The organism is Citrobacter sp. BDA59-3 (genome assembly GCF_015167655.1).
Lineage (GTDB): Bacteria > Pseudomonadota > Gammaproteobacteria > Enterobacterales > Enterobacteriaceae > Phytobacter > Phytobacter diazotrophicus.
Map to the genome: position 1 here is coordinate 5,139,732 of NZ_CP063427.1, position 23,873 is coordinate 5,163,604.

At 54.7% G+C, this 23,873-nt stretch carries 20 protein-coding genes; 8 read left to right on the forward strand and 12 right to left on the reverse strand.

Annotated elements, in window-relative coordinates; all coding sequences use genetic code 11:
- The first annotated feature begins 285 nt into the window (after positions 1-285).
- On the forward strand, positions 286-579 hold the full coding sequence (locus IP582_RS24230) for an HTH-type transcriptional regulator (protein ID WP_039080183.1): 294 nt from the start codon (positions 286-288) through the stop codon (positions 577-579).
- Between the two features lie 43 nt (positions 580-622).
- Here IP582_RS24230 and IP582_RS24235 read toward each other — a convergent pair whose 3' ends face one another.
- The 4 genes from IP582_RS24235 to IP582_RS24250 all read right to left on the reverse strand — a co-directional run bounded on the left by IP582_RS24235 (position 623) and on the right by IP582_RS24250 (position 5,900).
- Positions 623-2,242 carry an ABC-F family ATP-binding cassette domain-containing protein gene (locus IP582_RS24235; RefSeq protein WP_193794654.1) on the reverse strand — a complete coding sequence of 540 codons (1,620 nt, stop codon included), beginning with the start codon at positions 2,240-2,242 and terminating at the stop codon, positions 623-625.
- Between the two features lie 256 nt (positions 2,243-2,498).
- Positions 2,499-4,568: a glycine--tRNA ligase subunit beta gene (glyS, locus tag IP582_RS24240; protein ID WP_193794655.1), complete on the reverse strand. Its 2,070-nt coding sequence runs from the start codon at positions 4,566-4,568 to the stop codon at positions 2,499-2,501.
- A 9-nt stretch (positions 4,569-4,577) separates the two neighbouring features.
- The gene (glyQ, locus tag IP582_RS24245) at positions 4,578-5,489 is read right to left on the reverse strand and encodes a glycine--tRNA ligase subunit alpha (RefSeq protein WP_004126458.1); all 912 of its coding nucleotides are present in this window, start codon (positions 5,487-5,489) and stop codon (positions 4,578-4,580) included.
- A gap of 105 nt (positions 5,490-5,594) precedes the next feature.
- Positions 5,595-5,900: a YsaB family lipoprotein gene (locus tag IP582_RS24250; protein WP_193794656.1), complete on the reverse strand. Its 306-nt coding sequence runs from the start codon at positions 5,898-5,900 to the stop codon at positions 5,595-5,597.
- 175 nt (positions 5,901-6,075) lie between these two features.
- On the opposite strand from IP582_RS24250, the gene IP582_RS24255 reads away from it, so the two are divergent.
- Entirely contained in the window at positions 6,076-7,071 is a 996-nt protein-coding gene (locus tag IP582_RS24255; RefSeq protein WP_193794657.1) for an acyltransferase, read from the forward strand.
- A 36-nt stretch (positions 7,072-7,107) separates the two neighbouring features.
- Here the strand turns inward: IP582_RS24255 and yiaA are convergent, their stop codons facing one another.
- From yiaA to xylA, 5 genes are all read right to left on the reverse strand, one after another.
- On the reverse strand, positions 7,108-7,539 hold the full coding sequence (gene yiaA, locus IP582_RS24260; RefSeq protein WP_039080177.1) for an inner membrane protein YiaA: 432 nt from the start codon (positions 7,537-7,539) through the stop codon (positions 7,108-7,110).
- Between the two features lie 94 nt (positions 7,540-7,633).
- Entirely contained in the window at positions 7,634-8,554 is a 921-nt protein-coding gene (locus tag IP582_RS24265; protein ID WP_193794658.1) for a GlxA family transcriptional regulator, read from the reverse strand.
- A complete protein-coding gene (locus tag IP582_RS24270; RefSeq protein WP_193794659.1) occupies positions 8,551-9,090 on the reverse strand; it encodes an isochorismatase family protein in 540 nt (179 codons plus the stop codon). The genes IP582_RS24265 and IP582_RS24270 overlap by 4 nt, the downstream gene beginning before the upstream one ends.
- A gap of 133 nt (positions 9,091-9,223) precedes the next feature.
- Complete coding sequence (xylB, locus tag IP582_RS24275; RefSeq protein WP_193794660.1) at positions 9,224-10,678, reverse strand: xylulokinase; 1,455 nt, start codon at positions 10,676-10,678, stop codon at positions 9,224-9,226.
- An 84-nt stretch (positions 10,679-10,762) separates the two neighbouring features.
- The gene (gene xylA / locus IP582_RS24280) at positions 10,763-12,085 is read right to left on the reverse strand and encodes a xylose isomerase (RefSeq protein ID WP_039080173.1); all 1,323 of its coding nucleotides are present in this window, start codon (positions 12,083-12,085) and stop codon (positions 10,763-10,765) included.
- A gap of 360 nt (positions 12,086-12,445) precedes the next feature.
- Between xylA and xylF the strand changes: the two genes are divergently transcribed.
- The 4 genes from xylF (at position 12,446) to xylR (ending at position 17,494) form a co-directional block, all read left to right on the forward strand.
- The gene (gene xylF, locus IP582_RS24285) at positions 12,446-13,438 is read left to right on the forward strand and encodes a D-xylose ABC transporter substrate-binding protein (RefSeq protein WP_039080172.1); all 993 of its coding nucleotides are present in this window, start codon (positions 12,446-12,448) and stop codon (positions 13,436-13,438) included.
- 83 nt (positions 13,439-13,521) lie between these two features.
- Complete coding sequence (locus tag IP582_RS24290) at positions 13,522-15,063, forward strand: xylose ABC transporter ATP-binding protein (protein WP_039080171.1); 1,542 nt, start codon at positions 13,522-13,524, stop codon at positions 15,061-15,063.
- On the forward strand, positions 15,041-16,222 hold the full coding sequence (gene xylH, locus IP582_RS24295) for a xylose ABC transporter permease XylH (RefSeq protein ID WP_039080170.1): 1,182 nt from the start codon (positions 15,041-15,043) through the stop codon (positions 16,220-16,222). The genes IP582_RS24290 and xylH overlap by 23 nt, the downstream gene beginning before the upstream one ends.
- A 93-nt stretch (positions 16,223-16,315) precedes the next feature.
- Entirely contained in the window at positions 16,316-17,494 is a 1,179-nt protein-coding gene (gene xylR / locus IP582_RS24300; protein WP_039080169.1) for a D-xylose utilization transcriptional activator XylR, read from the forward strand.
- Between the two features lie 78 nt (positions 17,495-17,572).
- Here xylR and IP582_RS24305 read toward each other — a convergent pair whose 3' ends face one another.
- A complete protein-coding gene (locus IP582_RS24305) occupies positions 17,573-18,400 on the reverse strand; it encodes a protein bax (RefSeq protein WP_039080168.1) in 828 nt (275 codons plus the stop codon).
- 317 nt (positions 18,401-18,717) lie between these two features.
- On the opposite strand from IP582_RS24305, the gene IP582_RS24310 reads away from it, so the two are divergent.
- Complete coding sequence (locus tag IP582_RS24310) at positions 18,718-20,748, forward strand: alpha-amylase (protein ID WP_193794661.1); 2,031 nt, start codon at positions 18,718-18,720, stop codon at positions 20,746-20,748.
- A 217-nt stretch (positions 20,749-20,965) separates the two neighbouring features.
- A complete protein-coding gene (gene avtA / locus IP582_RS24315) occupies positions 20,966-22,219 on the forward strand; it encodes a valine--pyruvate transaminase (RefSeq protein WP_039080166.1) in 1,254 nt (417 codons plus the stop codon).
- Between the two features lie 65 nt (positions 22,220-22,284).
- On the opposite strand, the gene IP582_RS24320 is transcribed toward avtA, so the two are convergent.
- Together IP582_RS24320 and yiaJ are read right to left on the reverse strand one after the other, a co-directional pair.
- Complete coding sequence (locus IP582_RS24320) at positions 22,285-22,758, reverse strand: 4Fe-4S dicluster domain-containing protein (RefSeq protein ID WP_071195052.1); 474 nt, start codon at positions 22,756-22,758, stop codon at positions 22,285-22,287.
- A gap of 123 nt (positions 22,759-22,881) precedes the next feature.
- Positions 22,882-23,697, reverse strand: coding sequence for an IclR family transcriptional regulator YiaJ (gene yiaJ, locus IP582_RS24325; RefSeq protein WP_039080164.1), 816 nt, complete (start codon positions 23,695-23,697; stop codon positions 22,882-22,884).
- Positions 23,698-23,873 lie beyond the last annotated feature (176 nt).

The window sequence follows — 23,873 nt, forward strand, 5'->3', positions numbered from 1 at the left end:
CTTTCCATGCTTTCTTATTAACGCCCGGACACGCTCAGGTCAGACCTCACGCCGTTTCGTCATGCGATTTTTTGCTAACGATTTACAAAAAAATACGTATTTATTCCTGGGCTTGCGTAATCAAGCAATTAACGTTTAGCGAAACGTTTGAATATGCATTTCAAAAGCATGAAAGGCGCTCTTTTCCACGATATATCCTGGTCACACCACCCCGCCCGCGTTTTTAACGACTATTCTTATTTGTGCTGTATCACTATCCGCTGTGTGTTTTTAGAGGAGTTCTCAATGGAATATAAAGATCCGATGTTTGAGCTGCTGAGCAGTCTGGAACAGATTGTCTTTAAAAAAGATGTAGCGCAAGCGGTTACCCTGACCCAAAAGCCTAATTCTTTTAATGAGTTTGAACAATTACGACGTGGCACTGGGTTAAAGATTGATGATTTTGCACGCGCAATGGGTGTTAGCGTAGCAATGGTTCAGGAATGGGAATCAAAACGTGTTCGTCCTTCCGCGACCGAAATGAAACTGATGCGCCTGATCCATTCAAATCCGATGCTCAGTAAACAGTTAATGGAATAAATCTGGCTGTAAAACCCCCGCCATGACGGGGGTCAATACTCTCTTACTTCCTTTCACAGCGCCATCTTTCTTCTCGCCACTCAATCTGGTGCGTTAAGTTTAGCGCCTGCAGAAATGCCTCATCATGTGAAACCACCACTATTGCGCCCGGAAACGTCGACAATGCCAACTCAATCGCCTGCGTCGAAGTCAAATCAAGGTGGTTCGTGGGTTCATCAAGCAAAAGCAGTTGTGTCGCCTCACGACGCCAGAGTACACAGGCCAGCGCCGCTTTCAGGCGTTCTCCACCGCTTAAAGCCGCCAGCGGAAGCGTCACTTTCTCTGCCCCCAGTTGCAGTTGCGCCAGTCGGGTTCGCAGTATGCCTTCGTCGAGTGGCGTCTCACTGGCGTGAAGGTGTGCCAGCACCGGGAGGGAAAGATCCAGTTGCGACAGATGCTGGTCGAGGTACGCCGTCGCGACCGATACCTGACACGAGCCTGATAGCGGCTTTTCTTCTCCGAGCATGACGCGCAACAGAGTCGATTTTCCACAACCGTTTGGCCCGCGAAGCGCTACACGCATCGGCCCGTCCATTCGCCAGCTCAGGGGAGATGAGTTGCCATAAGGCAAGATGAGGTTGTCCATCACCAACACCTGTTTCCCCTCAGCCACCTGGCTGCCCGGCAGGGTAAACAAGACTGGCGCATCGTCTTCAACTCGCTCGCGGGCCTGTGCAACTGCGGCATTCAGCGTCTCGTTCTGCTCACGGTGCTGCCGACGCAGCGTGCCTGTCCGCTCCTTTGCGGCTCCTTTGTATTTCACCCGCTCGAACGAGGCAATGTTGAGTGTATCGACAGTTCGCAGAGTCTGGGCTGAACGCCGCTGGCTGGCATCATGCTCCTTTTGCTGGCGGTTACGTACCCGACGACGCTCGGTAGCCGCATGCTCAAGCGCCGCGTGGGCTGCCTGCTGCTCGGCTTCGCGTTGACGCTGATAATCAGCATAATAGCCGCCATAGCTGCGTAATCCGGCGGGAGATAATTCAAGGATGCGCGGCATCAAGGCCAGCAGTTCACGATCGTGGCTCGCCACCAGCGTTCCGCCCTGCCGACGGGCAAGCCGCGTATAAAGCCATTCTCGTCCTTGTCTGTCGAGATGGTTGGTCGGTTCATCAAGCAGCAGGTAATCGGCGTCTGCCGTCAATGCCGCGCACAGCAGGGCACGAACCCGCTCGCCGCCGCTCAGCGCTGCGGCAGGTCGCTCGGGGGTGAACGGAGGCAGACTGGCATCCATAAAGGCCGCAGTCAGGCGCTCCTCAAGATCCCAAAAGCCTTCCATACGTTCGAGATCTTCTGGGAGGTAATCACCCGATTCGATACGCCGACGAGCAGCAAACACAGCGTCATAACCCAGCAATTCGGCAAGCGTAGTCGACGGGGAAACCGCGTGTTGTTGAGCGACGTAAGCCACAGTACCAAAACGTTCGATATGTCCGGATGAGGGGAGGTCCAGCCCCGCCAGCAGGCGCAATAAGCGCGTTTTACCGCAGCCGTTGCGCCCGACCAGGCCACACAACGCGGGTTCGAGCGAAAGAGAAATTGGGCTAAAAAGTGTCACGCCCGTCGCAAACTGACAGGTGACCTGATGCAAAATAAATAAGGGGGATTGGGCGCACTGAGCCATAAGCACTCCTGAGTGAAATCAATACATCCCCTGCTCGCCATAAGCGCGAAGCAAGGATTCGAAGTCAGCAGGTGTGTTTATCCATTTTTAGTGGGCCTCAGTGAGACGAGGGATTCGTCGGGGCAAAGGATAGCCGCAGATCGGACAGGATTTCAAGGTTAACTTTTAAGCTTTTATTCGAGATCGCTTTGAAGAATAAAGATTCAGATAATAAAAAACCCGCCCGCAGGCAGGTTTTTATTTTTCGACCACGCCATTACTGCAGCAGGGAAATATCCGCAACCTGCAGGAATAACTCGCGCAGTTTAGACAGCAGCGTCAGACGGTTCAGACGAACGTCTTTATCTTCCGCATTCACCATCACGTTTTCGAAGAACTCATCAACCGGCTCGCGCAGGGATGCCAGTTCGACCAGCGCTTCCTGGTAACGGCCTGCGGCAAAGTACGGCTGCAGCTTATCGCGCAGAACGACTAAGTTGCCCGCCAGTTTGATCTCTGCCGCTTCTTTCAGTACGGAAGCATGAACGATGTCGTTCAGCGTCTCGTCTGATTTCGCCAGAATATTAGAGACACGCTTGTTGGCCGCAGCCAGCGCAGAGGACTCTTCCAGCGTGCGGAAGTGAGATACCGCCTTCATGCGCGCATCGAAATCCGCCGGACGGGTCGGACGACGTGCCAGCACAGCCTGGATGGTGTCGACGGTATAGCCTTCGTCCTGATACCAGGCGCGGAAACGGCCCAGCATAAAGTCGATAACGTCGTCGACCACTTTGGCATTCGTCAGCTTGTCGCCATACAGACGTACCGCTTCTTCGGTCAGCGTTTGCAGATCCAGGTTGAGGTTCTTCTCAACGATGATACGCAGCACGCCCAGCGCGGCACGACGCAGCGCAAACGGGTCTTTATCCCCTTTCGGGTGCTGACCGATACCAAAGATACCCGCCAGGGTGTCCATCTTATCGGCAATCGCCAGCGCACAGGCAATCGGGTTAGACGGCAGGTCATCGCCCGCAAAGCGCGGCTGATACTGCTCATTCAGCGCAACCGCAACATCTTCCGCTTCGCCGTCATGGCGCGCATAGTGCATGCCCATCACGCCCTGGGTGTCGGTGAACTCAAAGACCATATTGGTCATCAGGTCGCACTTAGACAGCAGACCCGCGCGGGTCGCGTGATTCACATCAGCGCCAATCTGCCCGGCAATCCAGCCCGCCAGCGCCTGAATACGATCGGTCTTGTCGCGCAGCGTACCCAGTTGTTGCTGGAACAGCACGGTTTGCAGACGCGGCAGATGGTCTTCCAGACGTTTTTTACGGTCGGTATTGAAGAAGAACTCGGCATCCGCCAGACGCGGACGAACCACCTTCTCGTTACCGGAGATGATTTGAACCGGGTCTTTGGACTCGATATTGGCCACAAAGATAAAGTTCGGCAGCAGCTTGCCGGCATTGTCATAAACCGGGAAGTACTTCTGGTCGCCCTTCATGGTGTACACCAGCGCTTCGGCAGGCACCGCGAGGAATTTCTCTTCGAATTTCGCCGTCAGCACCACCGGCCATTCCACCAGCGAGGTCACTTCTTCGAGCAGGCTGTCGCTCAGATCAGCGTTGCCGCCAATCTTACGCGCCGCTTCTTCTGCGTCTGCTTTAATTTTGGCTTTACGCGCTTCGTAATCAGCCACAACTTTGCCGCGCTCCAGCAGGATTTCAGGATACTGATCGGCATTGTCGATGGTGAACTCCGGCTCGCCCATAAAGCGGTGACCGCGAATAATACGATCGGACTGGACGCCCAGAATAGTTGCCGGGATGACGTCGTCGCCCAGCAGCAGGGTCACGGTATGAACCGGACGCACGAAGTGGACGTCAGACGCGCCCCAGCGCATCAGTTTCGGGATCGGCAGTTTCGCCAGCGAGGTGGCGATCATATTCGGCAGCAGCGCTTCGGTGCTTTCACCCTTCACGTGCGCGCGATACAGCAGCCATTCACCTTTGTCGGTGGTCAGACGTTCGGCCTGATCGACGGTGATACCGCAGCCACGCGCCCAGCCCTCAGCCGCTTTGCTCGGTTGACCGCTGGCGTCAAACGCCTGAGCAATCGCCGGGCCGCGTTTCTCAACTTCACGGTCAGGCTGAGAAGCCGCCAGATTCGCCACTTTCAGCGCCAGACGGCGCGGTGCGGCAAACCATTCGATTTTACCGTGCGCCAGGCCAGCGTTATCCAGCTCAGCGGTCACGTTCGCAGCAAAAGATTCAGCCAGGCTGCGCAGGGCTTTTGGTGGCAGCTCTTCGGTGCCAATTTCCACCAGGAAAGTTTTCTCAGACATGGCCGCCTCTTATTTATTCTTGTTGCACATCGGGAAGCCAAGGGCTTCACGGGAAGCGTAATAGGCTTCTGCTACCGCTTTGGTCAGCGTGCGAATGCGAAGAATGTAGCGCTGACGCTCGGTGACGGAGATGGCTTTACGCGCATCCAGCAGGTTGAAGCTGTGAGCGGCTTTCAGAATACGTTCGTACGCAGGCAGCGGCAGCGGATTTTCCAGCGCCAGAAGCTGCTGGGCTTCTTTCTCGTACTGCTCGAAGCAGGAGAACAGGAAGTCGACGTCGGCGTATTCGAAGTTGTAGGTGGACTGTTCCACTTCGTTCTGATGGAACACGTCGCCGTAGGTGGTTTTACCCAGCGGGCCATCGCTCCAGACCAGGTCGTAAACACTGTCTACGCCCTGAATGTACATCGCCAGACGTTCTAAGCCGTACGTAATCTCACCGGTAACCGGCTTACATTCCAGACCGCCGACCTGCTGGAAGTAAGTGAACTGGGTCACTTCCATACCGTTCAGCCACACTTCCCAACCCAGACCCCAGGCACCCAGCGTCGGGTTTTCCCAGTTGTCTTCCACGAAACGGATATCGTGGATGGTCGGATCCATACCCAGCTCTTTCAGAGACCCGAGGTACAGCTCCTGGATATTGTCCGGAGACGGTTTAATCACGACCTGGAACTGATAGTAGTGCTGTAAACGGTTCGGGTTTTCGCCATAGCGGCCATCGGTTGGACGACGGGAAGGCTGCACGTAGGCAGTCGCCATCGGTTCTGGCCCCAATGCACGCAGGCAGGTCATTGGGTGAGATGTGCCGGCGCCGACTTCCATGTCCAGAGGTTGAACAATGGTGCAGCCCTGACGAGCCCAGTAATCCTGTAAGGTCAGGATCAGGCCCTGGAAGGTCCTGGTATCAAACTTTTGCATATGATTTCGTGCTGGATACGTGTGGATTTAAAGGAAGGGGCCAGTATACCCGCTGACCGGAAGATATACAGTACGAAACGGGCCTGTTTATGGAAAATTGAAGAACTAGCGCATCGAGAGATGCAAAAACTGGCCTTCCGGGTCAAAAGAGCAGACAAAACCCTCCTTCCGGGGGGTAACACCACGCATTTCATAGCTACTCTGAAACTGTTCGAAGCTGGTAACCGCGATCGCTTGCGAGTCGGTATTGTAGCGATGCGCAGCAGATTGCTTGCAGAGCTGTTCCATTTCGAGGGAGTGCGCCGGGCTCACTTTCGCTTTTTGCGCGCGTTGCGCAGGCGCTTCTTGTGGCGCGCTGCATCCCGCCACCAGCAAGAACAACAAGGCTGACGCCATACTTTTGATCATCATTTTTTTACCGTCAGGCTAAGCTGCTGTTATTTTTAGAAGGTAGAAGGGCTAAGCAGTGAATTTTGCAAAACTGCCGTAACATCACAAGTATGGGCAGGAAAACTCAGAATTATCCAGAAAGAAAGTGCGTTAAATCGTAAGTCAGAGGGTATTTAACGGGAAAATTGAGGAACAGATGTCGTCGAAAATTTACTGGATTGAGAATCTGCGAGGGATCGCCTGTTTGATGGTCGTGATGATCCATACCACCGCCTGGTACGTGACTAACGCGGCCAGCGTAAGCACCCTCGGCTGGGGTGTCGCCAATCTCCTCAATTCTGCTTCTCGCGTCAGCGTACCGCTCTTTTTTATGATCTCAGGTTATCTCTTTTTTGGCGAACGCAGCGCCCAGCCGCGCCATTTTTTGCGTATCGGTTTATGCCTGCTGTTCTACAGCACGATCGCCTTTCTCTACATCGTCTTATTTACCTCAATTAACAGTGAGTTATCACTACGAAACCTGCTACAAAAACCGATGTTTTATCATCTGTGGTTTTTCTTTGCGATTATCGTTATCTATCTCGTCTCGCCGCTTATTCAGGTAAAACAGGTGAGCGGGAAGATGCTGCTGGCGCTGATGGTCGTCATTGGCATTGTTGCCAACCCCAATACGGTGGCGCAAAAAATAGGCCATTTCGAATGGCTGCCCATCAATCTGTATATCAATGGCGACACGTTCTATTACGTGTTGTACGGTATGCTGGGCCGTGCGTTAGGGATGATGGATACGCAGAAAAAGTTACTCACCGTGCTGAGCGCGACTGTTTTTGTCGTCGCCGCATTCGCCATTTCTCGCGGCACCCTGCATGAACTGAAATGGCGTGGCAATTTCGCCGACACCTGGTATGTCTATTGTGGCCCGCTGGTATTTATCTGCGCCATGTCGCTGTTCACCCTCGTCAAAAACACCCTTAGCGCGCGGGCGCTGCCGGGGCTGGCTATCATCTCCCGCCACTCGCTGGGAATCTATGGTTTTCATGCCCTGATCATTCATGCGCTGCGCACCCGTGGCGTTGAAATTCAGGCCTGGCCCGTGCTCGATATCCTGTGGATTTTTACCGCAACCTTACTCATCAGCCTGGGCTTGTCGATGTTGCTGCGGCGTATTGATACGCGGCGCTATGTGAGCTAAACGAGCAGCCCGGCCAGCAACGCCGGGCGATTGAACTTACTCCTCCGCCTCAGCGGGTACGACTTCCGGCTCGGTTTGATCCCAACCATCACGGACATTTTTTTGCACGGCGACAATGCCAAACAGACTAAGAAAGAAGGCCAGTCCGTAAAACCCTTTCTCACTGAGCAGCAGTGTCGCATTCCACAATCCGACAAGCAGCAAGCCGATAGAAAGAATAAACGTTATCAGGCACATAAAGTAATACATCTGCGTGGTGGGAATACCTTCGTAGCGGTCTCTGACCGTTTTTTGATAGGAGGCTGCGGCAAAAAGTCCAAGAAGCAGCACCGCAAAGTAATAACCCCGCTCATTCAGTTGCATCTCGGCATTCCACAGACCTACCAGATAAGACGCCACGCCCCCCATCAGGGCAACCCACGACACGATATTGAACGCGGGAGAAACATGTACTGCGTTTTTTTCCATAAATAACACCCTCCGTTTTTGGTAACCCATAGTAAAGGCACGGAGGCGAAGCGGGAGAGGGAGAGCAGTTTTTCAGAAAACACCAATAGTGACGTTACCCGGCGGCGCGCTGGCGCGCGCGGTGCAACTGGCGGGGTGAGGAAAACCCGGCGGCCATCGCGGCCTGCTCCGTACCCCGTCCTTGTATTAGCCACTGTTCAGCCACCGCCAGACGTAGTTGTTCCAGATAATCACGCACGCTGATGCCCAGGTGTTGCTGAAACAGACGTGTTAAATGCCGTGGGCTCACGTGCGCCTGCTCAGCAATATCCGCCAGTTGCCAGGGTTTTTGCGGCTCGGCGGTAAGCACATCCTGCGCGCGGTGAACCGCCGGGTGGAGATGATTGCGATAGCGCAGCCACGGTGAGAGCTGTGGGTCATCGCCGGAACGACGGAACCAGACCACCATCTCGCGAGCCACCGCCAGCGCCGTTTCCGGCCCGCACAGCCGGTGAATAATGTGCAGCGTCAGGTCAATACCGGAGGTGATCCCCGCACTGGTCCAGATCCCTCTGTCTTCAATGAAAATCCGGTTCTCTTTGACCAGCGCGGCAGGTGCCGCCGCCCTCAGACGGGCAATCACATCGTGGTGCGTGGTGCACTGAATCCCCGTCATCAGCCCTGCTTTTGCCGCTAATAGCGAGCCGGAACAGACACACATCAACAGCACCTTCTGGCTGTGGATCAGCGGTTGCATGCGCATCAGCCAGTGGCGGACGGTATCAGCCTGGGGCGTGGCAAAATAGTGTGCGGACTGATGAACGCCGGGCAATACCAGCAGACTGCCTTCCGGCAGGCTGTCCGGCAGCGGCGCAATATTGCCCATCGTCAGGCCGATAGAGGTCGGCACCTCTGCGTCCGGTCCAATGTAATGCAAGCGAAAGGCCTCTCCCGCCAGGGAGAAGGTTTCTGCCGGGCCGGTCATATCCAGCGCCAGCACGCCCGGCAACATCACGAACCAGACATCGGTGGTCATAGGGATCCCAGAGTTTCACTGACAGTTTTCACGGTGGCGAAACGGCCTTCGAGCACCGTTTCCGTACGATGACGCAGCGCGTCGCAGTCCAGCGTAATCCCTTTATGCGTCATCGGGAAGGTTAACGTCGCTTCACTGACAAAGGTCACACTGTAGCCAAGATCTGACGCCACGCGGGCCGTCGTTTCGCAGCACTGTTCGGTGCGCATCCCGCAAATAATGACATGATTAATATCCTCTTTACGCAGCCAGTGATCCAGCCCGGTATCGGTAAAGGCATTATGCACATGCTTGTAGAAAGTCACCGCAGGCTGATGTTGCAAAAAGGCCATTGGCGCGACATAACCACTTTCCAGCGCGAACGGCCCGCCGTCAGCGACATGAAAAATGTCTACCACCGGCACATCCCGCGCAATACAGCCGGCTATCAGGTTCAACATGGCGTCGCGAAAAGCGGGGAAATTGTCCTCCTGCCAGCTATCGCGATGCAGGAAAGAGTTCTGAGTATCGATATTGATAAGGGCGGTACGTGACATTTTGGGACTCCTTACGCAGTGGGTGTAGGACTATTCTGGCAAGGAACGGGCAAGGCGCTAAGACCAAAAAAGGACATCATCAGGTGGATTACAGACGAACATCCTCCCCGCACAAACGGGGAGGACACAGACGTTACGACATCAGCGGTAAAAGCTGCTGATAAATACGACGGAAGGTTTCGCGGCGCGGTTGATACAACGCATGGCGCGCGGCATCCGGCTGGTGCTGCTGTTCAATCGGCAGTTGTGGCAATAGGCGGGTCACCGGGACATCCGGGTTGGCGGCAATTTGCGCCAGACGTGCCGCGCCTAAAGCCGGGCCGACATCGCCCCCCGTGCGGTAATCAAGCTGCTGGCCGCTGATATCCGCCAGCATCTGTCGCCAGTAGCTGCTGCGCGCCCCACCGCCGATAAGCGTGATGCTTTGCGGCTTCACGCCGCAGGCGTGCACCACATCCATCCCGTCTGCCAGCGCATAGCCCACCCCTTCGAGCACCGATTTCGCCAGCTCATTCGGCCCGTGCTGATGGGTGAGGCCAAAGAACACGCCTTTGGCTTCCGGGTTGTTATGCGGCGTACGCTCGCCGGAAAGATAGGGTAAGAACCAGAGATCGCCCGCGCTGTCATCCGCCTGTTCCGCTGCGGCAATCAGCGCCTGTACAGAATCCAGCCGGGTCAGCTTCGCGGCCCAGTCCAGGCAGGAAGCGGCGCTCAGCATGACCGACATCAGATGCCAGCGTCCCGGTAGCGCATGGCAGAAACTGTGCACCGCGCTTTCGGGATTGCTGAGGAAACCTTCGCTGACCGCAAAATAGACGCCGGACGTTCCCAGGGAGAGCATCGCCTGCCCGGCGTCCGCCATGCCAACGCCGACGGCACCCGCCGCGTTATCGCCGCCGCCCGCAACGACGGCAACCTGTGCCATGCCCCAGCGCGCTGCCACCTCCGGCAGCAAGGTGCCTGTGATGTCGCTGCCTTCGAACAAGGCAGGCATATGGTCGCGGGTCAGCGCGCAGGCGGCGAGCATCTCGTCGCTCCAGTCGCGTTTTGCCACATCCAGCCACATTGTACCGGCTGAGTCCGACATATCGCTGGCGTACTGTCCGGTCATTTGCCAGCGCAAATAATCTTTCGGCAGCAGGACTTTCGCCACGCGGGCAAACACGTCAGGTTCGTGGCGCTTCACCCATAGTAATTTTGGCGCGGTGAACCCCGGCATCATCAGGTTGCCGGTTATCGCCCGTGCGTTTTTTACCTGCGCTTCCAGCAGCGCACACTCTTCGGCGCAGCGCCCGTCATTCCACAGAATAGCCGGACGAAGTACCTGATTTTCGTTATCAAGCAGCGTGGCGCCGTGCATTTGTCCGGCCAGGCCAATGGCCTTCACCTGCTGTAATGAATGCTGTTCGCCGAGGGCGCGAATCGCCCGGTCCGTGGCCTGCCACCAGTGCAACGGGTCCTGCTCCGACCACAAAGGGCGCGGGCGCGACACCGTTAACTTTTCCGTTTGTGAGGCCAGTACGGTGCCCTGCTCACTGAGCAAAATTGCTTTTACCCCTGATGTGCCAAGATCAATCCCGATATACATAGATGGCTCCTTAAAAAACTGCCCGGTAACGCAATGCGTTCCGGGCCTGGTCGGTGTGCAGGCCCGAATGCAGGCCAGCGCCGGTTACTTGTCGAACAGGTAATGGTTTACCAGATTTTCCAACAGTTCCTGATGCCCGCTCTGATGGCGTGGCGCCAGGTTTTGCTGTTCAGCGTACTTCGCCAGTTCAGCAAGCGTTAGCTGGCCCTGCAGAATTTGCTGGCCAAGTTCACCATTCCAGCCGGCATAGCGTTTCGCGACGCGTTTATCCAGCTCACCGTCTTCACTCATCCGCGCGGCCACTTTCAGCGCCAGCGCCATGGTGTCCATTGCGCCAATGTGGCCATAGAACAGATCGTATTTGTCGGTGCTCTGACGACGCACTTTGGCGTCAAAGTTCAGGCCGCCAGTGGTAAAGCCGCCCGCTTTGATGATTTCATACATCACCAGCGCGTTCTCTTCCACGCTGTTCGGGAACTGGTCTGTATCCCAACCCAGTTGCGCGTCGCCGCGGTTAGCATCGACCGAACCGAAGATACCCAGCGCAATGGCAGAGGCAATTTCATGGTGGAAAGAGTGGCCGGCCAGCGTGGCGTGGTTCGCCTCGATGTTCACTTTAATCTCTTTTTCCAGACCGAACTGTTTGAGGAAGCCGTACACCGTTGCCACATCATAATCATATTGATGTTTGGTCGGTTCCTGCGGTTTTGGCTCAATCAGCAGCGTGCCACGGAAGCCGATTTTATGTTTGTGTTCAACAACCATCTGCATGAAGCGGCCAATCTGCTCACGCTCCTGACGCAGATCGGTATTGAGCAGGGTTTCATACCCTTCACGACCGCCCCACAGCACATAGTTTTCGCCACCCAACTGATGAGTTGCGTTCATCGCGGTGACGACCTGGGTCGCAGCCCAGCTAAATACTTCGGGATCCGGGTTAGTGGCAGCCCCTGCGCCATAGCGCGGGTTAGTAAAGCAGTTGGCGGTACCCCAGAGCAGTTTCACGCCGCTCTGCTGCTGTTTTTGCGCCAGCACATCCACCATATGGGCAAAGTTATTCAGGTACTCTTTCAGCGAAGCCCCTTCCGGCGAGACATCGACATCGTGGAAGCAGTAGTAAGGCACATTCAGTTTGTGGAAGAACTCAAACGCTACATCCGCTTTGCGCTCCGCCAGCGCCAGCGCGTCGCCCGGCTGTTGCCACGGTCTGTCGAATGATCCCACACCAAACATATCCGCACCGTTCCAGCAGAATGTATGCCAGTAGCAGGCGGCAAAGCGCAGGTGATCTTCCATTCGCTTACCCAGCACTAACTCGTCCGGGTTGTAATGACGAAACGCTAAAGGGTTGGTTGTTTTCGGGCCTTCATAACGAACACGTTCGAGCTGGTCGAAATAAGCATGCATAATGAGCTCCATAATCAGGTGTCGGCAAAGATTCATTTTCCAGGTAATACTGGATTCTCTCCTCGCCTTGCTCAATTACGTTATTTCACACTGACATTAAGAGAATACGCAAATGTGCGCCACCTCGCAAAATAAGCCATAACCAGGCCGCTTGCTTAATTGTTGCCGCCTGCAAAACCGTTTCCGCTTATTTTAAAATCAGATCACCGTCAAACTTCCACAAATAAACCAAAAAACATAACGCCGGGATAAAAACCAGGAATTGCCAGCCACCGCTTACGCGTTAAAAATTTGCAACGTTCATCGCAGTGCATGTTTCTTTTATCTCGCTTCGTCACCCTACAAAAAGGTATTACTATTATGAAGATAAAGAACCTTTGCCTTACTTTGTGTGCTTCTTTGCTGCTCGCCAGCATGGCGGGTCACGCAAAAGAAGTAAAAATCGGTATGGCGATTGATGACTTACGCCTCGAACGTTGGCAGAAAGACCGTGATATTTTCGTGAAAAAAGCCGAATCGCTGGGTGCCACGGTTTTTGTCCAGTCGGCTAACGGTAATGAAGAAACCCAGATGTCGCAAATCGAAAATATGATCAACCGCGGCGTTGATGTTCTGGTTATTATTCCCTACAACGGTCAGGTATTAAGTAATGTTGTAAAAGAGGCCAAACAAGAAGGGATTAAAGTGTTGGCTTATGACCGTATGATCAATAATGCCGACATTGATTTTTATATTTCCTTCGACAATGAAAAGGTTGGTGAATTGCAGGCGCAAAGCCTGGTCAGCAAAGTGCCTCAGGGCAATTACTTTTTGATGGGTGGTTCGCCCGTTGATAATAACGCTAAGTTGTTCCGTGCAGGCCAAATGAAAGTATTAAAACCGTACATTGATAGCGGCAAGATTAAAATTGTCGGCGATCAGTGGGTCGACGGCTGGCTGCCTGAAAATGCGTTGAAAATCATGGAAAACGCCCTCACGGCGAACAATAACAAAATCGACGCTGTCGTGGCGTCTAACGATGCGACCGCAGGCGGCGCAATTCAGGCGCTGAGCGCTCAAGGCCTGGCAGGCAAAGTCGTCATTTCAGGCCAGGATGCCGACCTCGCCGGGATTAAACGCCTGATCAACGGCAGCCAGACCATGACGGTCTATAAGCCCATCACCCAACTGGCTAACACGGCCGCAGAAATCGCCGTTGAGCTCGGTAATGGCAAACAGCCAAAAGCGGACTCCACCCTCAACAACGGTCTGAAAGACGTCCCCGCCCGTCTGCTGACGCCGATTGAAGTCACCAAAGACAACATCGACGCCACGGTTATCAAAGACGGGTTCCATCAGAAAGATCAGCTCTAAGCCTCGCGGCGTGTCTCCCTACAGGAGGCACGCCGGAACATGTCTTCAGGCACTGTGAATACCTCGAATTACGTGGAGCAGTTATGCCTTATTTACTTGAAATGAAGAACATCACCAAGGCCTTTGGCGCGGTCAAGGCCGTTGATAACGTGAGTCTGCGGCTCAATGCAGGCGAAGTGTTATCCCTTTGCGGTGAAAACGGCTCCGGCAAATCCACGCTGATGAAAGTACTGTGCGGCATCTATCCCTGGGGCAGCTATGATGGCGAAATTGTTTTCGCTGGCGAAACCCTACAGGCCGGGCATATCCGTGATACCGAGCGTAAAGGCATTGCGATAATCCATCAGGAACTGGCGCTGGTTAAGCACCTGACGGTGCTGGAAAACATCTTTCTTGGCACCGAAATCACCCATCACGGCGTGATGGACTACGACACCATGACGCTGCGCTGCGAAAAGCTGCTCGCCCAGGTCAGTCTGACGATTTCCCCCAATACCCGTGTCGGCGATCTCGGGCTTGGGCAACAGCAACTGGTAGAAATCGCCAAAGCGCTGAATAAACAGGTCCGTCTGCTTATTCTTGATGAACCTACCGCCTCACTCACCGAGCAGGAAACAGCCGTCTTACTGGATATCATTCGCGATCTGCAAAACCACGGTATCGCCTGTATTTATATCTCGCACAAACTCAACGAGGTGAAGGCTATTTCTGACATCATCTGCGTGATCCGCGATGGTCAGCATATCGGCACGCGCGATGCCACCGGGATGAGCGAAGACGACATCATCACCATGATGGTGGGCCGCGAACTCACCGCGCTCTACCCCAACGAACCGCACACCACCGGCGATGAGATCTTACGTGTTGAGCATTTAACCGCCTGGCATCCGGTCAATAAACACATCAAGCGAGTCAATGACGTCTCTTTCTCACTTAAACGTGGCGAAATTTTGGGTATTGCCGGGTTGGTGGGCGCCGGGCGAACCGAAGCGGTACAGTGCCTGTTTGGCGTCTGGCCGGGACGTTGGGAAGGCAATATTTTCCTTGATGGCAAACAGGTGCATATCCATAACTGCCAGCAGGCGATTGCCAGTGGTATCGCGATGGTGCCAGAAGACCGCAAGAAAGATGGCATCGTCCCCGTGATGGCCGTCGGTAAAAACATCACCCTCGCGGCGCTGGACCAGTTTTCCGGCACGCTGAGTAGTCTGGACGATGCAGCAGAGCAGCATTGCATTTTGCAGTCGCTGCAACGTCTAAAAGTGAAAACCTCCTCCCCCGACCTGGCGATTGGTCGCCTGAGCGGTGGGAATCAGCAAAAAGCCATTCTTGCCCGCTGCCTGCTGCTCAACCCGCGCATTCTGATCCTCGACGAACCGACGCGCGGGATTGATATCGGCGCGAAATACGAAATTTATAAATTAATCAATCAACTGGTACAGCAGGGGATTGCCGTTATTGTCATCTCTTCCGAATTGCCCGAAGTGCTGGGGCTCAGCGATCGGGTACTGGTGATGCATGAAGGCAAGCTAAAAGCCGACCTAATTAATCATCAACTGACCCAGGAGCAGGTCATGGAAGCGGCGCTGAGGAGCGAACATCATGTCGAAAAGCAACCCGTCTGAAATGAAACTATCCGCCCCGGTACCGGGTGCCTTCAAAGGATTGAAGTCTCTGAATTTCCAGGTCTTTGTCATGATTGCGGCCATCGCTGTGATCATGCTGTTCTTTACCTGGATGACCGACGGCGCTTACCTGAGCGCGCGTAACGTCTCAAACCTGCTGCGCCAGACGGCCATCACTGGCATCCTGGCGGTGGGCATGGTGTTCGTCATTATCTCGGCGGAAATCGACCTCTCCGTGGGCTCGATGATGGGCCTGCTGGGCGGCGCGGCGGCGATTTTCGACGTCTGGCTGGGCTGGCCTTTACCGCTGACCATTGTGGTCACGCTGGTACTGGGTTTACTGTTGGGTGCGTGGAACGGCTGGTGGGTCGCCTACCGTAAGGTGCCGTCGTTTATCGTCACCCTTGCGGGGATGCTGGCGTTTCGCGGCGTGCTGATTGGCATCACCAATGGCACAACCGTCTCACCCACCAGCGCTGCCATGTCGCAAATCGGGCAAAGCTATCTGCCTGATGGTGTCGGTTTCGGCGTGGGTGCGCTGGGTCTTGTCGCCTTCATTCTGTGGCAGTGGCGTGGACGACTGCGCCGCCAGGCGATGGGGCTGACCACCACCGCGTCCACCTCTGTCGTGGGTCGCCAGTCGCTCATCGCCGTGCTGGTGCTCGGTGCCATTTGGCTGCTCAATGATTATCGCGGTGTCCCGACGCCGGTATTGCTGCTCGTCTTCCTGCTGCTGGCGGGGATGTTTATGGCTACGCGTACCGCGTTTGGTCGTCGTATCTACGCTATCGGTGGTAACCTGGAGGCCGCACGCCTGTCCGGAATCAACGTGGAACGCACCAAGCTGGCGGTGTTCGCCATTAACGGCTTGATGGTAGCGATTGCCGGGCTGATTCTCAGCTCACGTCTGGGGGCGGGTTCACCCTCGGCGGGCAACATTGCTGAACTGGACGCTATCGCCGCCTGCGTTATCGGCGGCACCAGCCTCGCGGGCGGGATTGGTAGCGTGGCGGGCGCGGTGATGGGGGCATTTATCATGGCGTCACTGGATAACGGCATGAGCATGATGGATGTGCCCACGTTCTGGCAGTACATCGTGAAAGGAGCCATTTTGCTGTTGGCGGTATGGATGGACTCCGCCACCAAACGTCGGGCGTGAAACCAGGAGCGATCACACTGCCGGAAGATTTTTCTCCGGCAGTGTGCCGAATATGATAATCAGAATTAATGATTAACCAGCGACGGAACCGATATGTTCGAGAAACGCCACCGCATTACGTTGTTATTCAATGCCAACAAAGCCTATGACCGCCAGGTGGTTGAAGGGGTTGGTGAATATTTGCAGGCGTCACAATCTGAGTGGGATATCTTCATCGAGGAAGATTTCCGTACCCGCATCGAAAACATCAAAGAGTGGCTCGGCGATGGCGTCATTGCCGACTATGACGATCCTGAAATTGAGCGCCTGCTGGCCGATGTCGACGTACCGATTGTCGGCGTCGGCGGCTCCTATCACGCACCGGAAAACTACCCGCCGGTGCACTATATCGCCACCGATAACTTTGCCCTGGTCGAGCAGGCCTTTTTGCATCTCAAAGAGAAAGGGGTGCACCGTTTTGCGTTCTATGGTCTGCCCACCTCCAGCGGTAAACGTTGGGCCGTTGAGCGAGAGCATGCGTTTTGTCAGTTGGTCGCACAGGAGAAATACCGCGGGGTGGTCTATCAGGGGCTGACCACCGCGCCTGAGAACTGGCAGCACGCCCAAAATCGGCTGGCGGACTGGCTACAAACGCTGCCACCGCAGACGGGTATTATTGCCGTTACCGATGCCCGCGCCCGTCACGTGCTCCAGGTATGCGACCATCTGCATATTCCGGTGCCGGAGAAACTCTGCGTGATTGGCATCGACAACGAAGAGCTGACTCGCTACCTGTCACGCGTAGCGCTCTCGTCGGTTGCGCAGGGAACCCGGCAGATGGGCTATCAGGCGGCGAAACTGCTGCATCGCCTGCTGGACAACGAACCGATGCCGCTGCAGCGTCTGCTGGTTCCACCGGTACGCGTGGTGGCGCGACGTTCAACGGATTACCGCTCCCTGAATGACCCGGCGGTCATTCAGGCGATGCATTACATCCGTAATCACGCCTGTAAGGGGATCAAAGTAGAACAAGTGCTGGATGCCGTCGGGATTTCACGTTCGAATCTGGAAAAGCGCTTTAAAGAGGAAGTGGGCGAAACCATCCATGCGGTGATCCACGCGGAAAAACTGGAAAAAGCACGCAGCCTGCTGGTTTCCACCTCCCTTTCCATCAACGAAATTTCGCAGATGTGTGGCTATCCGTCACTGCAATATTTCTATTCGGTGTTTCGCAAAGAGTACGACAGCACGCCGAAGGATTACCGTGAACGCTACGGTGAGACACTGATTTAACGCGGCATTCAGGAACAGTGTATTCAGAAAAGAAAAACGCCTTCCGGGTGGAAGGCGTTATGCGATGACATGTGACTATTACATATGCGAGGCGATGAGCTGCTGGTTGTCCTGATACATGGCAAACAGATAGTTGTTATAGCTCGCGCCCTTCGTTGAGTAGCCTTTCAGCTTATGAATCATGTTGCTGGCTGTCACTTCCTGGTCCGCTTTACGCAACTGCGCACGGGACTTACGGAAAGAAGCATAAGCCGGGTGAGTGTTCAGATTCACTACATAAGCATCCACGGACTCTTTCACCGATTCAAAGTGCGAATAACCTTTCACTTTGCCTGGACCGTTTTTACAACTGCCTTTCCCGCATTTCATGCCGAACAGGTTGTTGTTGGTACGCGCCAGTTTTGAAGTACCCCAGCCGCTTTCCGCCGCCGCCATGGTCGCGACCATGCTGTCCGGGATGATATCCACGCGTTCCATCAACGCATTCCACGGAATGCGGCGGGTATTGCCAGACCAGCTCACCTTGTAGCGTTTGGCGATATCCTTCAAGCGTGTACGGTCCGCCGTCGACCATTGTTGGCTATATTGACGTGACATCAGCCAGTTACGGTCAGCGGTAATCGCTGCATTTTGACTGGTAATATAAGGCATGACCGTCCGGAGAAACGCTTTCTTTCTTGGTGCTCCGGAAGGGTATTTTCGCAAGTCAGGAAGTGAACTGCTATTTACACTATTGCGAGAATACTCTTGTTTACTGCTTGCCTGTTTTGTACCGGTCGTCTTTGAGATTGGGGCTTTGTGACTCGCTGTTTTGCTGTGCGTCTGCGCAAGCACCTCACCTGAAAATGCGATGGTGAGTAACATGAGTATCGTGGCCCCTAGTCGTCGCAAGGGAGTCGATATCATTAAGTCTCCTGGTCGGATATAAACATTCCAACACCTTATTTTTTACACAAATTTGAGAGCTGAATCTCAAATCATATCAAAAATAGCGCTTCAGGGCACGTACAGAAATAATCCAATTCCGAAAGCCTGTCATCTCAAACCTGCTACGTCGCGAAAACAACAGCATAGATTTGTGGCGGTTATCGCAAATTCTGCGCAAAATTTGCGCACGATCACTCACCCGGCGCTCTCCACCCTGGCGATTGCATTCACGGGATGAGTTGCCCGCGCCGGGCTAATGACACAATGGTAAAAACGGATGCCTCGGGAAGGATCAGATGAAATACAGTGCCCTTTTTCTCCTGCTTATACCGGCCTTCGCCAGCGCTAACTGGTCGGCTCCCGGTCTCTCTGCCTTTTCCGATGATGGTACCGGAGTCTGGCGTAGCAACAGCACATTACAGAAAGGATCATACCCGCTGACGCTGCACCTTGATCAGCAATGCTGGCAGCCTGCCGCCGACATCAAACTCAACCAGATGCTCTCCCTCAAACCCTGCACAGGCGATGCCCCCCAGTGGCGCGTTTTCCGTGAAGGGAATTATCAGATTCAACTCGATACCCGCTCCGGCACGCCAACGCTAATGCTGTCGGTAAAAAGCGAAGCCGTCACCCAGGCCGTTAATATTGTGCGCCAGTGTCCCACCTGGGACGGTAAAGCCCTGACGCTGGATGTCAGTAAGACGTTCCCGGAAGGGAGCATGGTGCGCGATTTCTACAGCCAGAAAACAGCGATGGTGCAAAACGGCAAGATAACGCTGCAACCGGCTAACGGTAGCGGCGGCCTGTTGCTGCTCGAACGCGCTGAAACCGCCGCCCCTGCCCCTTTTAGCTGGCAAAATGCGACGGTCTATTTCGTGCTGACTGACCGCTTCGTCAACGGCGATCCGTCGAATGACAACAGCTACGGACGCCACAAAGACGGGATGCAGGAGATTGGAACCTTTCACGGCGGCGATCTGAAGGGGCTTACCAGCAAACTCGACTACCTGCAGCAGCTTGGCGTCAACGCCCTGTGGATCAGCTCACCGCTTGAGCAAATCCACGGCTGGGTAGGGGGTGGAACAAAAGGCGATTTTCCGCATTACGCCTATCATGGCTACTACACGCAGGACTGGACCCGTCTGGACGCCAACATGGGCAGCGAAGCGGATTTACGTACTCTGGTCGATGAAGCCCATAAGCGCGGTATCCGTATCCTTTTTGACGTGGTGATGAACCACACCGGCTACGCGACGCTGGCAGATATGCAGGAATTTCAGTTCGGCGCGCTGTATGTTCAGGGTGAAGAGCGCAAAAAAGTGCTCGGCGAGCGCTGGACAGACTGGCGGCCAGGCCCAGGGCAAAGCTGGCACAGCTTTAACGACTTTATCAATTTCAGCGACAAAGCGGCCTGGGAGAACTGGTGGGGCAAAAAGTGGATCCGCACCGATATTGGCGACTACGACAACCCCGGCTTCGATGACCTGACCATGTCGCTGGCCTTTCTGCCGGATCTGAAAACCGAATCCACCACACCGTCAGGATTACCGAACTTTTATCGTCATAAACCCGATACCGCCGCACGAGAGATCCCTGGCTACACGCCGCGAGATTACCTGACTCACTGGCTAAGTCAGTGGGTGCGTGATTACGGCATCGACGGTTTCAGGGTCGATACCGCCAAACATGTCGAACTCGCGGCCTGGCAACAGTTGAAAACCCAGGCCACCGACGCGCTGGCCGAATGGAAAAAAGCGAACCCGCAGAAAAAACTCGACGACGCGCCGTTCTGGATGACCGGAGAATCCTGGGGGCACGGTGTCATGCGCAGCGATTATTACAACCATGGCTTCGACGCCATGATCAATTTTGATTACCAGGAACAGGCCGCAGGTGCGGTGAAATGCCTGGCGAATATGGATCTCGTCTGGCAGCAGATGGCAGAAAAGCTGCAGGGTTTTAATGCGCTGAGTTATCTCTCTTCCCATGACACGCGTCTGTTCCGCGACGGCGGCCAGGAAGCGGCAGAGTTGCTGATGCTGGCGCCGGGGGCGGTACAAATTTTTTATGGCGATGAAACCAGCCGGCCTTTCGGACCGACCGGCTCCGACCCGCTACAGGGGACACGTTCGGACATGAACTGGCAGGACATCAACGGCAAGGCGGCGCCAACCCTGCAACACTGGCAAACGCTGGGGCAATTCCGCGCGCGTCACCCGGCACTGGGGGCGGGTAAGCAGACAACGCTTAGCCTGCCACAAGGATACGGCTTCGTGCGCGAGCACAACGGCGACAAAGTGATGGTGGTCTGGGCGGGGAATCGCTGATTCTCTTCCTGCGTAGCGCTTACGCCGCATCCGGGACACCCTGGCGGCGCTGCGCTGACCGGGACGACAAACTCATCGGCATTACAATATAAAAACCCACCAAACAATAAATTCACAAAATAAAACGTCACCACACCCCATCTCATCCGATTTGCACAGCAGGGTATGTAGCGCTATGGTTAGCCATTTTTAAAATCGGCCCGACAGAACAGCAGCTATGACATTTTCACTTTTCGGCGACAAATTTACCCGTCACGCAGGCATCACCCGCCTGATGGAAGACCTTAACGATGGCCTGCGCACACCGGGCGCCATCATGCTCGGCGGCGGTAACCCGGCGCAAATTCCGGCGATGACCGACTACTTCCATAATCTGCTGGCAGAAATGGTCGAAAACGGCAAAGCCACTGATGCGCTCTGTAATTACGATGGCCCACAAGGGAAGACCGAACTGCTGACGGCGCTGGCAAGCATGCTGCGCGATGAACTGGGCTGGGACATTGAACCACAAAATATTGCACTGACAAACGGCAGCCAAAGCGCGTTTTTCTACTTATTCAATCTGTTTGCTGGTCGCCGTGCCGACGGAACCACCAGTAAGGTGCTGTTTCCATTAGCGCCTGAGTACATCGGCTACGCCGATTCCGGGCTGGAAGAAGATCTGTTTGTCTCCGCACGCCCGAATATCGAATTGCTGCCGGACGGCCAGTTCAAATACCATGTCGATTTCGAACACCTGCACATCGGTGAAGAGACCGGGATGATCTGCGTATCGCGCCCGACCAACCCAACCGGTAACGTTATTACCGATGAAGAGCTGATCAAACTGGATGCGCTGGCCAATCAACACGGCATTCCGCTGGTTATTGATAACGCCTATGGCGTCCCCTTCCCGGGCATTATTTTTAGCGAAGCGCGGCCTTTATGGAATCCGAATATTATCCTCTGCATGAGCCTGTCGAAACTGGGCCTGCCGGGAAGCCGTTGCGGTATTATCATCGCCAACGACAAAGTGATATCCGCCATCCGTAATATGAACGGCATTATCAGTCTCGCACCGGGCGGTATTGGCCCGGCCATGATGTGCGAAATGATTAAGCGCAACGATCTGCTGCGCCTGTCGGAAACCGTGATTAAGCCGTTTTACTACCAGCGTGTGCAGGAAACGATCGCGATTATTCGCCGCTATCTGCCGGAAGAGCGCTGCCTGATCCACAAGCCCGAAGGGGCCATCTTCCTCTGGTTGTGGTTTAAAGACCTGCCGATCACGACCGAACTGCTGTACCAGCGACTGAAAAAGCGCGGCGTGTTAATGGTCCCCGGCGACTATTTCTTTCCTGGGCTGGATAAACCATGGCCGCACACGCACCAGTGTATGCGCATGAACTATGTGCCAGACCCGGAAAAAATCGAAGCCGGCGTGAAAATCCTCGCCGAGGAAATTGAAATCGCCTGGCGTGAGCACGCGTAATCAGCAATCCGGCCCTCTTGATGAGGGCCTCCTCTTGTCATCTCTTAACCAGAAACGTCAATACGTTACGCTAAATGACTGTTGAGGCGGCTTTGTCGCAGCCTGATGGGATCGATGCAGGCTAATGCGCTGGTCGGGCAGGCTTCCACACAGGCAGGTCCGGTTTCACGGTGCAGACACAGATCGCATTTTTGCGCCTGTACCTGGTCATTTTCCATCGTCACCTGCATGGCGCCGAACGGGCAGGCCAGCATGCAACTCTTACAACCGATGCACAGCGTCTGCTCCACATACACCGCACCATTGACCCGGCTGATGGCTCCTACCGGGCAAACATTGGCGCATGGAGCGTCTTCACAGTGACGACAGGTAACCGCCGTGGAAAAAGAGCCGGTTTTTACCACGCGAATCCGTGCGCTGAAGGTTTGCGGAGAGATGGCCGCGCAGTCCTGATCCTGCTGGTGTGAGACCACACAGGCGACTTCACAGGTACGACAGCCGATACATTTGGTCGAATCCGCAAGTATAAAACGGTTCATTCTCCACACCCCTGATACAGAAAAATTCCGTTCAGAGTGCCAGAGAATGAACCGTCTTCGCTTTGATCCCGATGGGGAAAGCGGGTAAATCGTTCATTTGCCTGATCACATCTGGCCTTCTGCCTACACGCGCAGCGTAAATCCCAGCTCGTTAGAGATAGCCTGCGCCGTATCACGCAGCGGCTTGAGCAGGTTTTTCTCGCCAATCTGTTTCAGGCGTGATGTAGAAAGCGAAATAGAGATGGCGTACGGCACGCGGTGGTGAATATCGAACACCGGGACGGCAATGCAGGAGACGCCCAGCTCATTCTCTTCACGATCCATCGCCATACTGGTTTCGCGGATCTGCGCCAGCTCATCGTACATCGCGGGCAGGCCGGTAATGGTATTACGCGTCAACGGTTGAATCTGTTCCTGATGCGTCTCCCAGTACTCTTTCACATAATCGGGCTGACCGAAGGCCATATAGATTTTACCCATCGCCGAGCAGTACAGCGGCATATGCTGACCAATATAGGCGCGCGTACGCAGCATACCCGTCGTCGGTTCCAGTTTGTAAATCAGAATGGCGTGATCGTCTTCACGGCTGGAGAAATTGATGGTTTCCCCGGTCGCCAGGTTCAGCGCTTCCAGATGCGGCGCGGCAACATGGATAATATTCAGCGACGTGAGCGCCTTTTGTCCGACAGCGATAAATTTTGTGGTTAAGCGATAACTCCCGGCAGCGGGCGCGGGGGTCACGTAGCCACAGGATTGCAGCCCTTGCAGCAATCGGTGCACGGTACTTTTATTCAGCCCCGCCAGTTCGGACAAATGCGCCAGCGGACAACCGTTCGGGTAATTGCTCAGTATCTCTATCAACATCAAACCGCGAAACAAGCTCTGGCTTCCTGCCGGCCTCTCTTTCTCCTGCGTGTTTTCACTCTCTTTGGTGTTCATCGCTTTCGCCTCCTTTTTGTGGCGACCTGATGGTAGCGCAAAGTGTGTTTCACTTCACGATCTGAACAGAAAATTTGTAATTTATTGATTTTATTACATTTCAAAAATATATCCAGCAATTGCTTTGTCAAATTATGATCGCTATATTTGAAATCAGATTTCGCATAGTGAAATTT

Bases quoted from the DNA above. Each gene is read 5' to 3' on its own strand.
- IP582_RS24230 (WP_039080183.1), top strand. From the start codon at position 286: ATGGAATATAAAGATCCGATGTTTGAGCTGCTGAGCAGTCTGGAACAG.
- IP582_RS24235 (WP_193794654.1), bottom strand. From the start codon at position 2,242: ATGGCTCAGTGCGCCCAATCCCCCTTATTTATTTTGCATCAGGTCACC.
- glyS (WP_193794655.1), bottom strand. From the start codon at position 4,568: ATGTCTGAGAAAACTTTCCTGGTGGAAATTGGCACCGAAGAGCTGCCA.
- glyQ (WP_004126458.1), bottom strand. From the start codon at position 5,489: ATGCAAAAGTTTGATACCAGGACCTTCCAGGGCCTGATCCTGACCTTA.
- IP582_RS24250 (WP_193794656.1), bottom strand. From the start codon at position 5,900: ATGATGATCAAAAGTATGGCGTCAGCCTTGTTGTTCTTGCTGGTGGCG.
- IP582_RS24255 (WP_193794657.1), top strand. From the start codon at position 6,076: ATGTCGTCGAAAATTTACTGGATTGAGAATCTGCGAGGGATCGCCTGT.
- yiaA (WP_039080177.1), bottom strand. From the start codon at position 7,539: ATGGAAAAAAACGCAGTACATGTTTCTCCCGCGTTCAATATCGTGTCG.
- IP582_RS24265 (WP_193794658.1), bottom strand. From the start codon at position 8,554: ATGACCACCGATGTCTGGTTCGTGATGTTGCCGGGCGTGCTGGCGCTG.
- IP582_RS24270 (WP_193794659.1), bottom strand. From the start codon at position 9,090: ATGTCACGTACCGCCCTTATCAATATCGATACTCAGAACTCTTTCCTG.
- xylB (WP_193794660.1), bottom strand. From the start codon at position 10,678: ATGTATATCGGGATTGATCTTGGCACATCAGGGGTAAAAGCAATTTTG.
- xylA (WP_039080173.1), bottom strand. From the start codon at position 12,085: ATGCATGCTTATTTCGACCAGCTCGAACGTGTTCGTTATGAAGGCCCG.
- xylF (WP_039080172.1), top strand. From the start codon at position 12,446: ATGAAGATAAAGAACCTTTGCCTTACTTTGTGTGCTTCTTTGCTGCTC.
- IP582_RS24290 (WP_039080171.1), top strand. From the start codon at position 13,522: ATGCCTTATTTACTTGAAATGAAGAACATCACCAAGGCCTTTGGCGCG.
- xylH (WP_039080170.1), top strand. From the start codon at position 15,041: ATGTCGAAAAGCAACCCGTCTGAAATGAAACTATCCGCCCCGGTACCG.
- xylR (WP_039080169.1), top strand. From the start codon at position 16,316: ATGTTCGAGAAACGCCACCGCATTACGTTGTTATTCAATGCCAACAAA.
- IP582_RS24305 (WP_039080168.1), bottom strand. From the start codon at position 18,400: ATGATATCGACTCCCTTGCGACGACTAGGGGCCACGATACTCATGTTA.
- IP582_RS24310 (WP_193794661.1), top strand. From the start codon at position 18,718: ATGAAATACAGTGCCCTTTTTCTCCTGCTTATACCGGCCTTCGCCAGC.
- avtA (WP_039080166.1), top strand. From the start codon at position 20,966: ATGACATTTTCACTTTTCGGCGACAAATTTACCCGTCACGCAGGCATC.
- IP582_RS24320 (WP_071195052.1), bottom strand. From the start codon at position 22,758: ATGAACCGTTTTATACTTGCGGATTCGACCAAATGTATCGGCTGTCGT.
- yiaJ (WP_039080164.1), bottom strand. From the start codon at position 23,697: ATGAACACCAAAGAGAGTGAAAACACGCAGGAGAAAGAGAGGCCGGCA.